General features: G+C 76.8%; 8 protein-coding genes and 1 pseudogene. 8 read left to right on the plus strand and 1 reads right to left on the minus strand.

The genetic code is table 11. The features are described 5' to 3' along the window. The 8 genes and pseudogenes from BM093_RS09775 to BM093_RS09815 all read left to right on the plus strand — a co-directional run. A pseudogene (locus tag BM093_RS09775) lies at nucleotides 1-711 on the plus strand (ADP-forming succinate--CoA ligase subunit beta); the annotation flags it as partial. A 3-nt stretch (nucleotides 712-714) separates the two neighbouring features. Continuing rightward, nucleotides 715-1,632, plus strand: coding sequence for a succinate--CoA ligase subunit alpha (sucD, locus tag BM093_RS09780; protein WP_093340590.1), 918 nt, complete (start codon nucleotides 715-717; stop codon nucleotides 1,630-1,632). 152 nt (nucleotides 1,633-1,784) lie between these two features. Continuing rightward, nucleotides 1,785-3,653 carry a DUF5336 domain-containing protein gene (locus BM093_RS37880; RefSeq protein ID WP_143105322.1) on the plus strand — a complete coding sequence of 623 codons (1,869 nt, stop codon included), beginning with the start codon at nucleotides 1,785-1,787 and terminating at the stop codon, nucleotides 3,651-3,653. 363 nt (nucleotides 3,654-4,016) lie between these two features. Next, nucleotides 4,017-5,930 (plus strand): cell division protein PerM, encoded by a 1,914-nt coding sequence (locus BM093_RS09795; RefSeq protein ID WP_143105323.1) that lies wholly within the window; start codon nucleotides 4,017-4,019, stop codon nucleotides 5,928-5,930. 292 nt (nucleotides 5,931-6,222) lie between these two features. Continuing rightward, nucleotides 6,223-6,855 (plus strand): phosphoribosylglycinamide formyltransferase, encoded by a 633-nt coding sequence (purN, locus tag BM093_RS09800; RefSeq protein WP_245773426.1) that lies wholly within the window; start codon nucleotides 6,223-6,225, stop codon nucleotides 6,853-6,855. After that, nucleotides 6,848-8,413, plus strand: coding sequence for a bifunctional phosphoribosylaminoimidazolecarboxamide formyltransferase/IMP cyclohydrolase (gene purH / locus BM093_RS09805; protein WP_093340604.1), 1,566 nt, complete (start codon nucleotides 6,848-6,850; stop codon nucleotides 8,411-8,413). The genes purN and purH overlap by 8 nt, the downstream gene beginning before the upstream one ends. A gap of 905 nt (nucleotides 8,414-9,318) precedes the next feature. Further along, nucleotides 9,319-10,206, plus strand: coding sequence for a hypothetical protein (locus tag BM093_RS37130; protein WP_177238368.1), 888 nt, complete (start codon nucleotides 9,319-9,321; stop codon nucleotides 10,204-10,206). Further along, nucleotides 10,203-11,969 (plus strand): Y-family DNA polymerase, encoded by a 1,767-nt coding sequence (locus BM093_RS09815; RefSeq protein ID WP_245773427.1) that lies wholly within the window; start codon nucleotides 10,203-10,205, stop codon nucleotides 11,967-11,969. Before BM093_RS37130 ends, BM093_RS09815 begins: the two co-directional genes overlap by 4 nt. 55 nt (nucleotides 11,970-12,024) lie before the next feature. Here the strand turns inward: BM093_RS09815 and BM093_RS09820 are convergent, their stop codons facing one another. Continuing rightward, the gene (locus tag BM093_RS09820; protein WP_093340610.1) at nucleotides 12,025-13,548 is read right to left on the minus strand and encodes a M28 family peptidase; all 1,524 of its coding nucleotides are present in this window, start codon (nucleotides 13,546-13,548) and stop codon (nucleotides 12,025-12,027) included. Nucleotides 13,549-13,994: the final 446 nt, after the last annotated feature.

Below are 13,994 nucleotides of genomic sequence, written 5' to 3' on the forward strand. Positions count from 1 at the left end.
ATCGTCGCCGCGGGCAAGATCCCGGCCGCGGTCGCGGACGAGGCCGCGAACGTGATCGTGAAGCTGTGGGAGACCTTCGTCGCCGAGGACGCGACCCTGGTCGAGGTCAACCCGCTGGTGCGCGACCCGCAGGACAAGGTGATCGCCCTCGACGGCAAGGTCACCCTGGACGAGAACGCCGCGTTCCGCCACGAGGCGCACGCCCAGCTGGTCGACGAGCGGACCGAGAACCCGCTCGAGGCGAAGGCGAAGGCCAAGGGCCTGAACTACGTCAAGCTCGACGGCGGCCAGGTCGGCATCATCGGCAACGGTGCGGGTCTCGTCATGTCGACCCTCGACGTGGTCGCCTACGCCGGTGAGGCGCACGGCGGCGTGAAGCCGGCGAACTTCCTCGACATCGGCGGCGGCGCCTCGGCGCAGGTGATGGCCGACGGCCTGGACGTCATCCTGGGCGACGACGAGGTCAAGTCGGTGTTCGTCAACGTCTTCGGCGGCATCACCGCGTGCGACGCGGTGGCGAACGGGATCGTCGAGGCGCTGAAGATCCTGGGCGACGACGCGACCAAGCCGCTGGTCGTCCGGCTGGACGGCAACAACGTCGAGGAGGGTCGCAAGATCCTCGCCGACGCCAACCACCCGCTGGTCACCGTGGTGGGCACGATGGACGACGCGGCCGCCAAGGCCGCCGAGCTCGCGAACGCTGGAGCCTGAGACATGTCGATCTTCCTCAACGAGAACAGCAAGGTCATCGTTCAGGGCATCACCGGCGGTGAGGGCACCAAGCACGCCACCAAGATGATCGCCTCCGGGACGAACATCGTGGGTGGGGTGAACGCCCGCAAGGCCGGGACCACGCACACGGTGGGCGACAACGACGTCACCGTGTACGGGACGGTCGAGGAGGCGATGAAGGAGACCGGCGCCGACGTGTCGGTCATCTTCGTCCCGCCGAAGTTCGCCAAGGACGCGGTCATCGAGGCCATCGACGCCGAGATCCCGCTGGCCGTGGTGATCACCGAGGGCATCCCGGTGCACGACTCGGCGTACTTCTGGGCGCACGCGGTCGCCACCGGCCCTGAGCAGCCGGGGACACCCCACACCACCCCGAGGACCCGGATCATCGGCCCGAACTGCCCCGGGATCATCTCGCCCGGCAAGTCCAACGCGGGCATCATCCCGGCGAACATCGCCGGCCCGGGCAAGATCGGTCTGGTGTCGAAGTCGGGCACGCTGACCTACCAGATGATGTTCGAGCTGCGGGACTTCGGGTTCTCCACCGCGATCGGCATCGGCGGGGACCCGGTCATCGGCACCACCCACATCGACGCCCTCGCCGCGTTCGAGGCGGACCCGGACACCGAGGCCATCGTGATGATCGGTGAGATCGGTGGCGACGCCGAGGAGCGGGCCGCGGACTACATCAAGGCCAACGTCACCAAGCCGGTGGCGGGCTATGTCGCGGGCTTCACCGCGCCGGAGGGCAAGACCATGGGTCACGCCGGTGCGATCGTCTCCGGCTCGGCCGGGACCGCGCAGGCGAAGAAGGAGGCCCTCGAGGCCGCGGGCGTGAAGGTCGGCAAGACACCGTCCGAGACCGCCGCGCTCATGAAGGAGATCCTCTCCGCCAAGTAGGCACACGCCGCTGTGCGATGACGCGGGCCCCGGGAACCTCCCGGGGCCCGCGTCGTCGTACGGGGTGGCATCGGGCATCACCCGGCCGTGTCCGGTCATCGGCTAGCGTGCGGGGCAGGCCTCCTGTCCCCGACGCCGCTGGAGTAGTCGTCATGCCGAGCAACCAGCCGTCCTCCCCGCCCGTGGCGGGAGCGGGGCCCGACGACGCGGCCCCCTCGCCCGCCGGCCCGGTGCGGCTCGCCGTACTCGGGGGTGCTGGCTGCGCCCTGCTGGCGCTGCTCACGAGCTTCTTCGGCCTGCCGCCGGCCGCCGTGGTGGGGCTCGCACTGCTCCTCGCGGGCGGGATCGCCGGCGGGCTGTCCCTGCTGCCGGGCACCGGCCGCACGCTGGTCGCCGGGATCGTGCTCACCGGGACCGGGTTCCTCGTCCTGCTGTTCCTGTTCACCGCCAGCGGCAGCCCGGTCGCGGCCGGAGCCGTGGGCTGGGTGGTCCTGGCGTTCGCGCTGCTCTCCGTCGCGGCCCTGCTCTACGGGCAGCTGCTGATGTCCGGGGTGCTCGCGCCGCCGGCACCGCGCCCGGCCCGGCCCGGCCACGTCGGTGGCGGCGAGCAGCAGCACCAGTGGGCGACGCCCGGCCTTCCCCAGCAGCCCGGCCGTCCGGCGGGGAGCTGGGCCGGTCAGCCCGGCCCGTACGGCCGGCCGGGGCAGCCCGGGCCGGGGTACGGGCAGTACGGCGCGCCGGGGCAGGCCTACCCCGGCGCCCCGGGGCCCGAGGCCGCGGGACAGGCCGGCCCGTACCCGCAGTCCGGCGCCGGGGACCAGTACGGGCAGCAGGCGCCGTACGGGCAGCAGGCGGCCGGTGCCTACGCCGTGGGCGGAGCCTCCGGCCCGGCCCACACCGGCGGCGCGTTCTCCGGGGTCGCCTACGGGGAGCGCGCGGCGGCGTCGGATCCCGCGCAGCCCGGGTTCGGTGGCGTCGTCGACGGTTCCGCGGGCCGGCAGGCCCCGGGGGCGTACGCACCGGGCCGGCCGGCATTCGAGCAGGGGGCTGCCGGCGTTCAGGGCGGCGGCGTCCAGGGTGCCGGGGCTCAGGGTGCCGGGGCTCAGGGTGCCGGGGTTCAGGGTGCCGGTGCGCAGGGCTTCGCCGGGCAGGGGCCCGGTGACCAGCCGGCCGGCGCGCAGGGTGCCGCGGCGTACGGGGCCGCCCACGGCGGCGACGCGCCGGGTCCGTCCGGCCACGGTGCGGCCGGACAGGGCGCCGGGGCCTACCACGCCGGAGGTGCCCCCGGCGCCGGTGTTCAGGGCAGTGCTGGTCAGGGCGGTGCCGGCCAGGGCGGTGCTGGTCAGGGTGTAGCCGGGCAGTACGTGACCGGTCAGGACGCAGCCGGGCAGGGCGCCGGCGCGTTCGGCACCGGTGGACCGGGGCCGGGTGCCGGAGTGGCGGGCGCGGACCGGGAGGGCCCGGGCCGACCGTTCACCGGTGCCCAGGACGCCGCCGGGGCGCCGGGCTCGAACCGGCAGGGGGCCGGTGCCCCGACCCCGGCCCCGCAGGGAACGGGTCCGCAGGACCAGGGGGCACCGTCACCGGGCCGTCCGGGGAGCGGACCGGCGGGCTCCGCCCCGGAGCCGGCGGCGCAGGCTCCCGGTCATCCGGATCACCTCCCGGCGGCCGGTGCCGCACCGGCCCCGGAGCCGGCAGGCCGGCCGGCGCAGGGTGACGACCGGTCCGGAAGCGATCAGCAGGCGGCCCGGCCCGCCGCGGGATCGCCGCTGGAGGCGACCGGCCCGGCCGGTGCCGTCGAGCCGGGCGTGACGCAGCCGTCCCCGCTGTCGGCGGGTTCCGGTCCGGGCGCTGCGTCCGGCGGGCAGCCGTCGCCGGCGCCGTGGTCGGCGGACGCGGCCGCGACGCCCGCCTCCGGTGAGCAGGCGTCCGGCTCGACCCGGCCCTGGGACGGCCCGGACGCCGAGGACGACGCCACCCGCGCGTTCCGCGCCAACGGCGGCTCGCCCTCGTCGTCGTGACCCTCGGTCCTGTCCCCGGGTCCTGATCGGGCTCTCCCTTGGCCCTGACCCCCGGCCCTGGTCCGCGGCCCTGACCGGAGCTCTGACTCGCGGCTCTGCCCCACGGCACTGACCGGAGCTCTGCCCTCACGGCGCTGACCGCTGCCGTGGCCCGCCCGCTGCCGCGGCCCACTGTCCAGCCCGCTGCTCGGCCCTACTGTCCGGCCCGCTGCTCGCCCCCCTCCGGTTCGCTGCTCGGCCCCGCCGCGTGAGAACCGGCCGACGCCGGTCGTGCGCTCCGGCCCGGCGGCCGGTCGGCCGCGGAGCCGCCCGCGTGCGGCGTGCCTGCCGCAGCCCGTGCACCCGCGCTGCGACCCTGACCGGGTGAGTACCCCGTCCCGGCGCACCCGTGGCCGTCCCGCGTCCCGCTCCCGGCCGTCCGGCACCGAGCCGAGCCGGTCGCGCGGAGCCGGACCGGACGGGCCGCGGGGCGGTCGCGGCGGCACGGCCGTGGCGGAGCGGGAGCCCCGCCGCCGTGCGGCCCCCCGCCCTCCGACGGGTGGCGGCGGGAACGGGCTGGACCGGCTGCGGATCCTCCTGGCGGCGACGATGGGCGCGGTGCTGACCGGGTACACGCTTCTCGTGCCGGTCGCGGCACTGCTCGCGGGGAGCGGCGGTGCATCGGTGACCGCGGACGGCGCGCTCGCCGTCGCCGTCCCGATGTGGCTGGCCGCGCACCAGATCCCGATCGCGTTCGACGGCCGCGCGCTCGGCCTGCTCCCGCTGCTGCCCACGATGATCGTCATCGTGATGGTCGCCTGCTTCTCGGCCTGGGCGGTGCGCAGGCTGGGCGGCCGGGTCCGGCACGACGCGGGCGCGGTCGTGGCCTCGCAGGCCGGTGCGGCGGCCGCGGTCGCGGTCCTGGCCGGGGCCCTGCTGCCGAAGGCGATGGCGGTCACCGCACCGTGGGCCTCGCTCGTCGGCGCCGGGATGATCGGTGGGACGGCCGCGGGCATCGGCGTCATCCACGCGTGTGGCCTGCCCGCGGCCTGGAAACGGGTGCTCGCGGGGTGGCCGGGCGCGGCGCTCGCCGGGGTCCGGGTGGCGGCGACCGGGCTGCTGCTGATCGGAGCCCTGGTGCTGACCGGGGCGTTGCTGCTCGCCGCGACCACGGCGACCGACGCCGCCGCACGGCTCGGGCCCGGTGCCGGCGCCGCGCTCGGGGTGCTGGCACTCGCCGTCGGATATCTCCCGAACGCACTGGTCGGAGGCCTGTCCTGGGCGTTGGGCCCGGGTGTGTCGGTCGGTGCCGCGTCGTCCGGGCCGCTGGTGGCGGTGCCGGCGCCGCTGCCGTCGTTCCCGCTCGTCGCGGTCCTCCCCGTGACGTCCGTGCCGCCCGGGGCGCCGCTGGTCCTCCTGCTTCCTGCCGCCGTCGGGGTGCTGACCGGACTCGCCTGCCGGCGGGCGCTGCCCGCGGACGCCCCCACCGTGGAGCGCGTGACGGCGCCGGTCACGGCGACGACCGTCGTCGCGATCGGGGCCTCGGTGCTCGCGACGGTGGCCGGGGGCGCGCTCGCCGGGGGCCCGTACGACCCGGTGTCGTTCCAGGGCGGCGGGGTCCTCGGCGCCGTGCTGCTGCTGGTGGGGCTGCCCGCGCTGCTCACCTGCGCCGGGCCCGAGCTGGCCCGCTACGTCCCCATGGGTGGCGCGGACGGGCGGGCCGCGTCGCGGCGGCCGCGGTCGTCCACCGTCCGGGACCTCGTCGACCGGGGCCGCACGACCGGTGCCGGTGGCCGGGTGGCCGCGGACGCTCACGACACCGCGGGAGACGCACGCACTGACGGCTCGCCTCGCCCACCCCGCGATGGGCGCGGCTCCCGTGCCACTGGGCGGACGAAGGGCACCGGGGACCGCACGTCGGGGCGCCGGGGCGCCGATGCCCAGGACCTCGATGCGCAGGACCTCGATGCCCGGGACACCGACGCCCGGGAGACCGACGCCCGGGAGACCGAGGCCCGAGAGACCGAAGGCTGGGAAAGCGAGGCCCGGGAAAGCGAGGCCCGGGAAAGCGAGGCCCGGGACACCGTGGATCCGGACGCCGCCGCCCGGGACGCCGAAGGCCCGGCCGCCGAGCGCCGGGGTACCGGGAGCGGTGATGCCGACGGGCATCACACCGGGAGCCGGGGCGCCGGAGGCCGTGCACCGCGGGACCGCGGCGCCGCGGTGCGGGACAGCGCGGACGGCGACGCCCGGGATCACGACACCCGGGATCGCGACACCCGGGATCGCGACACCTGAGGTCGCGGCACCCGAGGTCACGGCACCGAGGCCTCGCTCGCCGGCGACACCGAGGTCGACCGCGGAGCCCGCAACGGGGCATCGTCCGACGACCGACCGGATCAGGACGACCGGGACGACCGGGCCTGAACCGGCCGGGCGCCGGAACCTGCGCCGGACGCACGTCCGGTGACCGTCGGCGAGCATGCGTGACCCGGGCCACCGGACCGGGCCGCGCCGGTCCCGGACAGCGCGTCTACGCTGGTCACCGGCTGCCACGGCGGCCGGACGACAAGGCGTCGGAGGGGAGACGGTGCACGCGCGCGAGCAGGCCGGTCCGTTCCGGGTCGTCGTACTCGTCTCCGGGAGCGGGACCCTGCTGCAGGCGCTGCTCGACGCGGCGGGCGACGACTACCGCGTCGTCGCCGTCGGTGCCGACCGTCCCGGTGCCGCCGGGCTGGAGCGGGCGCGGGTGGCCGGGCTGCCGACGTTCGTCGAGCGGGTCGCCGAGCACCCCGTCCGGGCGGCCTGGAACGACGCCCTCGCCGCCGCCGTCGTCGCACACCGGCCGGACCTCGTCGTCGGGGCGGGCTTCATGAAGCTGGTCGCACCTGCCTTCCTGGACGCGCTCGGATGCCCGATGCTGAACACGCACCCGGCCCTGCTGCCGGCGTTCCCCGGCGCGCACGCCGTCCGTGACGCGCTGGCCGCCGGTGTCGAGGTGACCGGCGCGACCGTGCACGAGGTCGACGCGGGCCTGGACACCGGGCCGGTGCTCGCGCAGGTGGAGGTGCCCGTCCACCCCGATGACGACGAGGTCGGCCTGCACGAGCGGATCAAGACCGAGGAACGACGGCTGCTGGTCGACACGGTGCGGCACCTCGCCGCGGCGGGCGACCACGGCCGGGAACCACACCGGGAGAACCACGAGGTGAACAGTGAGTGAGCGCAGGCCGGTCCGCCGGGCACTGATCAGCGTCTACGACAAGGCCGGGCTGCTGGACCTGGTGACCGGGCTGCACGCGGCCGGGGTGGAGATCGTCTCCACCGGGTCGACCGCTCAGCGGATCGCCGACGCCGGCGTCCCCGTCACTCCCGTCGAGGAGGTCACCGGCTTCCCCGAGTGCTTCGACGGCCGGGTGAAGACCCTGCACCCGCGGGTGCACGCCGGGCTGCTGGCCGACACCCGCAAGGCCGAGCACGTCGAACAGCTCGAGCAGCTCAAGATCGCTCCGTTCGACCTGCTGGTCTCGAACCTGTACCCGTTCCGGGAGACCGTCGCCTCCGGGGCGAGCCGCGACGAGGCCGTCGAGCAGATCGACATCGGCGGCCCGGCGATGGTGCGCGCGTCGGCGAAGAACCACGAGAGCGTCGCGGTGATCGTCGAGCCGTCCCGCTACGAGTGGGTGCTCGAGCAGGTCACGGCCGGTGGGTTCGTCGCCGAGGACCGGCGCCGGCTCGCCGCCGACGCGTTCCGGCACACCGCCGCCTACGACGTCTCGGTCGCGACCTGGATGGGCGAGCAGTTCCCCGGCGCGGAGCCCTCGGAGTCGGCCACGCCGGAGTGGTTCGGTGCGACCTGGACCCGTGAGCGTCCGCTGCGCTACGGCGAGAACCCGCACCAGGCCGCCGCCCTCTACACCGACGGCGGAGCCTCCGGTCTGGCGGGCGCGGAGCAGCTGCACGGCAAGGAGATGTCCTACAACAACTACGTCGACGCCGATGCCGCCTGGCGGGCCGCGCACGACCACGGCGACCTCCCGACCGTCGCGGTGATCAAGCACGCGAACCCCTGCGGCATCGCCGTCGGCGCGGACGTCGCCGAGGCGCACCGCAAGGCACACGCCACCGACCCGGTGTCGGCGTTCGGCGGCGTCATCGCGGTCAACCGCGAGGTGTCGGTCGAGCTGGCCGAGCAGATCGCGGAGATCTTCACCGAGGTCGTCGTCGCCCCGTCGTACGCCGACGGCGCGCTGGAGGCCCTGCAGCGCAAGAAGAACGTGCGGGTGCTGCGCATTCCGGGGACGGTCTCCCGCGGCGGGATCGAGCTGCGTCCGATCTCCGGCGGGGTGCTCGCCCAGGAGCGCGACCTGGTCCACGCCGACGGCGACGACCCCGCCTCGTGGAAGCTCGTCACCGGCGACTCGGTGTCCGCGGAGACGCTCGCCGACCTCGCGTTCGCCTGGCGGGCGTGCCGCGCGGTGAAGTCCAACGCGATCCTGCTCGCGCACGACGGTGCCGCGGTCGGCGTCGGCATGGGCCAGGTCAACCGGGTGGACGCCGCGAAGCTCGCCGTGGAGCGGGCGGGCGACCGGGCGCGCGGCGCGGTCGCGGCATCGGATGCGTTCTTCCCGTTCCCGGACGGCCTGGAGGTGCTCCTCGAGGGCGGCGTGACGGCCGTCGTGCAGCCCGGCGGGTCGGTGCGTGACGAGCAGGTCGTCGCCGCCTGCGCGAAGGCGGGCGTGCCGATGTACCTGACCGGGACCCGGCACTTCGCGCACTGAGTTCCCGCCGCCCCGGGGTGGCGCTTCCGGACGGCCCGGACCGCAACGCGGTCCGGGCCGTTCCGTGTTCCGAGGGCACCGTTGCCAGAGATTCGCCGGGCCGACGAGTAGCTGCCCCGAGGGGCCCCCTCGTAGCGCCCCGTGCCCCGAGGGTGCCCCTCGGAGCGGCAGGCCGGGCGGCGGCAGCACCCGGCAGCACCGAGCAGCAGGCACGAGGCAGCACTGGACAGCGCTGGACAGCACGGGGGCAGCATTGGGCAGCACCGGGCTCGGCCGCTGCCGGAGTCCGGAAAGTGTCGGTGGGCCGTGCGACGGTGCTCCGGTGCCGGTCCTCCGGTTCCCCCGGCCGGGGGCTGCGGCGGATCGGCACACGCCCTATACTTCGAACACAAGTTCGAGATCGCCTGAGTTCGAGACCGCATCGTCTTCCCCACGGTGCGCCGGGCAGGTTCCGACCGGTCGCAGGCCGGTCGCGGTGCGACGGGGGAGGTCCGTTGAGCAGGACTGTGGCCGGTGAGCGGCAGCACGGTGCACGGGCGACCGGGGTCGCCGTCGTCGGGGGAGCGGCGGCGGTGGGCCGGGTCGTCGGTGCTGCGCCGGACGGTGTGACTCCCGGCGGCGTGGCTCCCGGCGGCGGGGTGCCGGACGGTCCCCCGGGGCGGGCCCCCACTCCGGAGCATCCCGGACTGCAGGGCGATCCGGATCGGCCGTGCGATCCGGATCGGCCGTGCGATCCGGAGGCGGTGGCCGGCCCGGTGATCGGGGCCGGTGTGCGGTGCGCGGGGGCGGACGGGGAGCCCGTCCCCGCGGGCCGCGCCGGTTGCGGCGCCGGCACGCGGGCCGGGTCGGCCGGGCCCCGTGACGCCGGGGGCGGGCGGGAGCCGCTCTCCGGCGCACGGGGCCCGGTGCGGGCATCGGTACCGGACCGGCTGGCCCGCGCCCGGCAGGTGCTGCACCGGGTGGAGACCCGGTCCGACGTCGAACGGTCCCGTCCGGCGGGCCCGGCCGGTGGTGGAGAGGCAGCTCCCACCGATCCGAGCCCGGCCCGCACCGCGGGGACGAGCGACCCCACCGGTGGCCCCGGAACGGCCCTGCCCGTCCCCGGACCGCTCGCCGGATTGCTGCCCGGGGGCGGGTTGCGCCGGGGCTCCACGGTCGCGGTGGGCGCCGGGACCGGGGCCGGCTCGTTGCTGTTCGCGCTGCTGGCCGCGGCCTCCGCGGAGGGCGCCTGGGCCGGGGTCGTCGGCCGGCCCGGGCTGGGGGCGACGGCCGCGGCGGAGGCGGGGGTCCGGCTGGACCGGCTCGCCCTGGTCCCGGACCCGGGGTCCGATCCGGCCGGGGTCACCGGAGCCCTGCTGGACGGGCTGGACCTGGTCGTGCTGGCGGGCCCGGAGCGCGCCGGGCTGCGTGCCGCCGACCGGCAGCGGCTGATGGCCCGGGCCCGTCAGCGCGGTGCGGTGCTGCTCGTATCGGGCTCCTGGCCCGGCGCGGACCTGCGGCTGCACTGCGAGCGGCCGCGCTGGGAGGGGGTGGGCCGGGGCACCGGGCGGTTGCGCTCCCGCCGGGTCGAGGTGCGGGTGTCCGGCCGGGGAATCGCACCCGCGGGCCGTGGGGTCGAGGTGCTGCTGCCCGGGCCGGGCGGGGCGGTGGCGCCGGTTCCGGCGGCCACGCCGACGCGTCTCCCGCTGCCGGTCACGGCCGGGCTGGACCCTGCCGTGGGAACCCTCGACGGGCGTTCCGCCGCTGCGGTCGCGGCGGCGGCAGACGGCGCGGCCGTGCGGGTGGCCGGGTGAGCACCGGCGCGGAAGCGGCGCGCACCGGCTCCGCCCGCCCTGCCCCCGATCCCCGGGTGCTGGCGGTCTGGTCCCCGGACTGGCCGGTCACCGCGGCCGCCCGGGCCGCGCACGTCCCGGCGCACCGCCCGGCGGCGGTGTTCCACGCCAACCGGGTGCTGGCCTGCTCGGCCACCGCGCGCCGGCACGGGGTGCGGCGGGGGCTGCGGCGGCGCGAGGCACAGGCCCGCTGCCCGGACCTGGCGGTGCTCGCCCCGGACCCGGGGCGGGACGCCCGGCTGTTCGAACCGGTCGCTGCCGCGGTCGAGGAGCTGGCCCCGGGGGTCGAGGTCGTCCGGCCAGGTCTGCTCGTGCTGCCCGCCCGCGGACCGGTCGGCTGGTTCGGTGGCGAGCGGGAGGCCGTCGAGCGGCTGATCGACCAGGTCGCGCTGCGGGCGGCCACCGAGTGCCAGATCGGTGTCGCGGACGGCATGTTCGCCGCCGAGCTCGCCGCCCGCCGGGGGCGCGGGGTGCCGCCGGGGCGGTCCGCCGAGTTCCTCGCTCCGCTGGAGGTCGCCGAGCTGGACCGGGACCCGGAGGTCGACCGCTCCGCGCTGATCGATCTGCTGCGCCGGCTCGGCCTGCGCTCGCTGGGGGCGTTCGCGTCGCTGGCGGAGGCCGACGTGGCGTCCCGGTTCGGTGCCGACGCGGTGGCCGCCCACCGGCTGGCCCGGGGAGTCGATCCGCGGCCGCCGGTGCGCCGGGTACCCCCGGAGGAGCTGGCCGCGGCGATCGAGCTGGATCCGCCGGTGGACCGGGTGGACGCGGCCGCGTTCGCCGCGCGCGGCCTGGCGACCCGGCTGCACGAGGCGCTCGCCGGGCACGGCCTGGCCTGTACCCGGCTCGGCGTGCATGCGCGCACCGACGGCGGGGAGGAGCTGCTCCGGATCTGGCGGTGCGCCGAACCGCTCACCCCGTCCGGCACCGTCGACCGGGTGCGCTGGCAGCTCGACTCGTGGCTCGGTCGCGGTGGTTCCGGGACGCTGGTGGCGCTGCGTCTCACCCCGGAGGACACGGTGCTGGCGGGCGCGCTGCAGCGCGGGCTGTGGGGTGACGTCGGCGAGAACGACGAGCGCGCCGGGCGGGCGCTGGTGCGGGTGCAGGCGCTGCTCGGTCCGGAGTCGGTGGTCACCGCGGTGCCGGCCGGGGGCCGGGACCCCGGGGAGCGGGTGCGGCTCGTGCCGTGGGGTGAGGAACGGGTCGTCGCGGAGACGGCCGCGCCGCCCCACCCGGGCGGTGACCCAGCCGCCGAGGACCTGCACCGGGCGGCCGGTGCCGCCGCGGGGGACCCGGCCCGTGGGGTGTCCGGCGGCTGCCCGGCGGGCCCGCGGGCGTCCGGCCCCGGTGCGGCGGTGTCGGAGCGTGCGCGGCGGGGCGCCGTGCCGAAGGATCCGCCGGCGTCCTGGCCCGGTCGGCTGCCGGCCCCGTCCCCGGCGACGGTCCTGCCGGATCCGGCGCCGGTCCGGCTGCTCACCGCCGAGGGCGGTGAGGTGCGTCCGGCGGCGCCCGACCTGCTCGACGGTGTCCCGCACCGGGTCTCCGACGGGCACGGCCCCGACCGCGAGGTCACCGGCTGGGCCGGGCCCTGGCCGGTGCACGCCCGCTGGTGGGACCCCGAGGGCCCCGGTCCCGCGGCGCGACTGCAGGCCGTCCTCGCCGACGGGGTGGCGTTGCTGCTCGTCCACCGTGGAACGCGCTGGGAGGTGGCCGGTGTCTACGACTGACTGTGAGGGCGCCCGCCCTGTGCCGGTGCCCGACCGGCGCGGGGCCGCTGCCCGGCTACCGGGGCGGGATGCCGGTCAGGTCCTCCGCGAACCGGCCGATCGCCGAGCCCATCGCCGTGACGTTCCGGTCGAGGGCGGTCCGGTCGATGTTGCTCAGCCCGTCGCACGGCGTGTGGTAGCAGGAGTCGTAGGACTGGCCGGCCGTCCCGCCCCACTTCTGTGCCTGCTCCGGGGTCTTCTTCTCCTCGGCCCCGGTGAACAGGCCACCGGCCGGGACACCGGCCTCGATGAACGGCCCGTAGTCCGAGCGGCCGTCGAAGGCGGTCCCCTCCGGTCCCTGGACGCCCGCCGCGACGAGCGCATCGGTCAGCACCTGCTCCGCGGTCTCCGACCCCGCCGGGCCGGGCTGCCCGCCGAGCCCGTCGGAGTCGTCGCCGTCGTAGACGAGGTAGCCCGCGTTCGGCGAGCCGACCATGTCGAAGTTCAGGTAGAGCGCGAGCCGCGCGCGGTCCTGTTCGGACAGCGACTCGACGTAGCGGGTCGCTCCGACCAGGCCGATCTCCTCGGCCCCCCACCAGGCGAAACGCACCTTCTGGCCGGCGGGCGGTGCCGCCCCGAGCTTCTGGGCCACGTCCAGCAGGGCCGCGCTGCCGCTGCCGTTGTCGTTGATCCCGGCGCCCTCGGGCACCGAGTCGAGGTGGGCGCCGGCCATCACGACCCGGTCCGGGTCGCCGGTGCTGGTCTCGGCGATCACGTTGCGCGAGGTCTGCTTCTGGATCGTGGTGGCCAGGAGCAGGGTGGCCTGCTGCCCGTCGCGCAGCGCCTCGCCGGCGGTCTTCTGGACGGCCGCGGTGGGCACCACCCCCGGCGTCTCGCCGAGGGTGGCGGGCAACGCGGCGTCTTCGGTGTTCACGATGATCACGGCGCCGGCACCGGCCGCGCCGGCCAGCTGGGACTTCTGTCCGAACGAGCAGACCCCGCGCTCGACGACGGCGATCGACCCGGCCCGGATGCCGGCGTAGTCCTCGGCCTCGCAGCCCGGCGTCGGGTCCTGCGGGGTGCGGGGCAGCACGGACAGCGGTGCGGTCAGCCCGCCGGGTGGCGTGGCGGGCGAGAAGCTCAGCACCTCGGTGGGCACCGGTGCGTCCGCCACGGTCAGCCGGGCGTCGTTCGCGGTGAACGTGCGGACGTCGAAGGACGGTGTCTGCACCTCGAACCCCGCCTCGCGCAGCGTGCTCGAGACGTAGTCGACGCTCGCGTCGTAGCCGGGCGTGCCGACCGCCCGGTTGCCGCCGTGCGCGGCGGCGATCCTCTCCAGCTCTTGGAGGTGGGCGAAGGCGGCGTCACCGCTCACCTGGGCGGCGAGCCGCTCGGACAGTCCCGGATCGGCCTGCGGGGCGCCCGGGCCGGGCGCCGCCGCGGTGCCCAGCGTCGCCGCCCCCGGCCCTGCCGGCACGTTCGCGCAGGCCGCCAGTGCCGCGACGGCCACCCCGGCACCCAGTACCCGCAGCAGCCGGCGACCACCGGTCCGTCCCCCGGCGCGACCGGCCGCCCCCGTTCCCGTGCGTTCCGACGTCATGGGTCCACCCCCGCTGTCCGGCCCCGTCGCGGGCCTGGTCCGCACCGGTCCTCCGGTGCCCGTCCTGGAGCGCGGCCGGACCGGATCCGGGCGCCGCAGCGTCGGACCAGCATCGGGCATCGGGTGTGGACGTGCCGTGAACTGACGATCACGACACGGCATCCCGTCCGGGTGGTGCGGAGCGCGCCGGGCGCGGCGTCCCGCCGCCGTCCCGATCCACGGTGGATCCACGGACTTGTCTCAGGAGTTCCACAGGTTCGGCTGGTGAACTCGTTGGTGTCGGTGGAGCGGCCCGCGAGCGGCCCACCGACCCCCTGACGGGGCCGTCCGAGTGGCCCTGCGGCCCGGCGCTGGGGAGCAGCCGGTGCCGTGGAGGAACTCGGTACCGCCGTGCGGGGCCGACCGGCGCTGGGGAGCGGCCGGCCGGCCCCCGCACGGCACGCCCG

This window comes from Pseudonocardia ammonioxydans, assembly GCF_900115005.1.
GTDB lineage: Bacteria > Actinomycetota > Actinomycetes > Mycobacteriales > Pseudonocardiaceae > Pseudonocardia > Pseudonocardia ammonioxydans.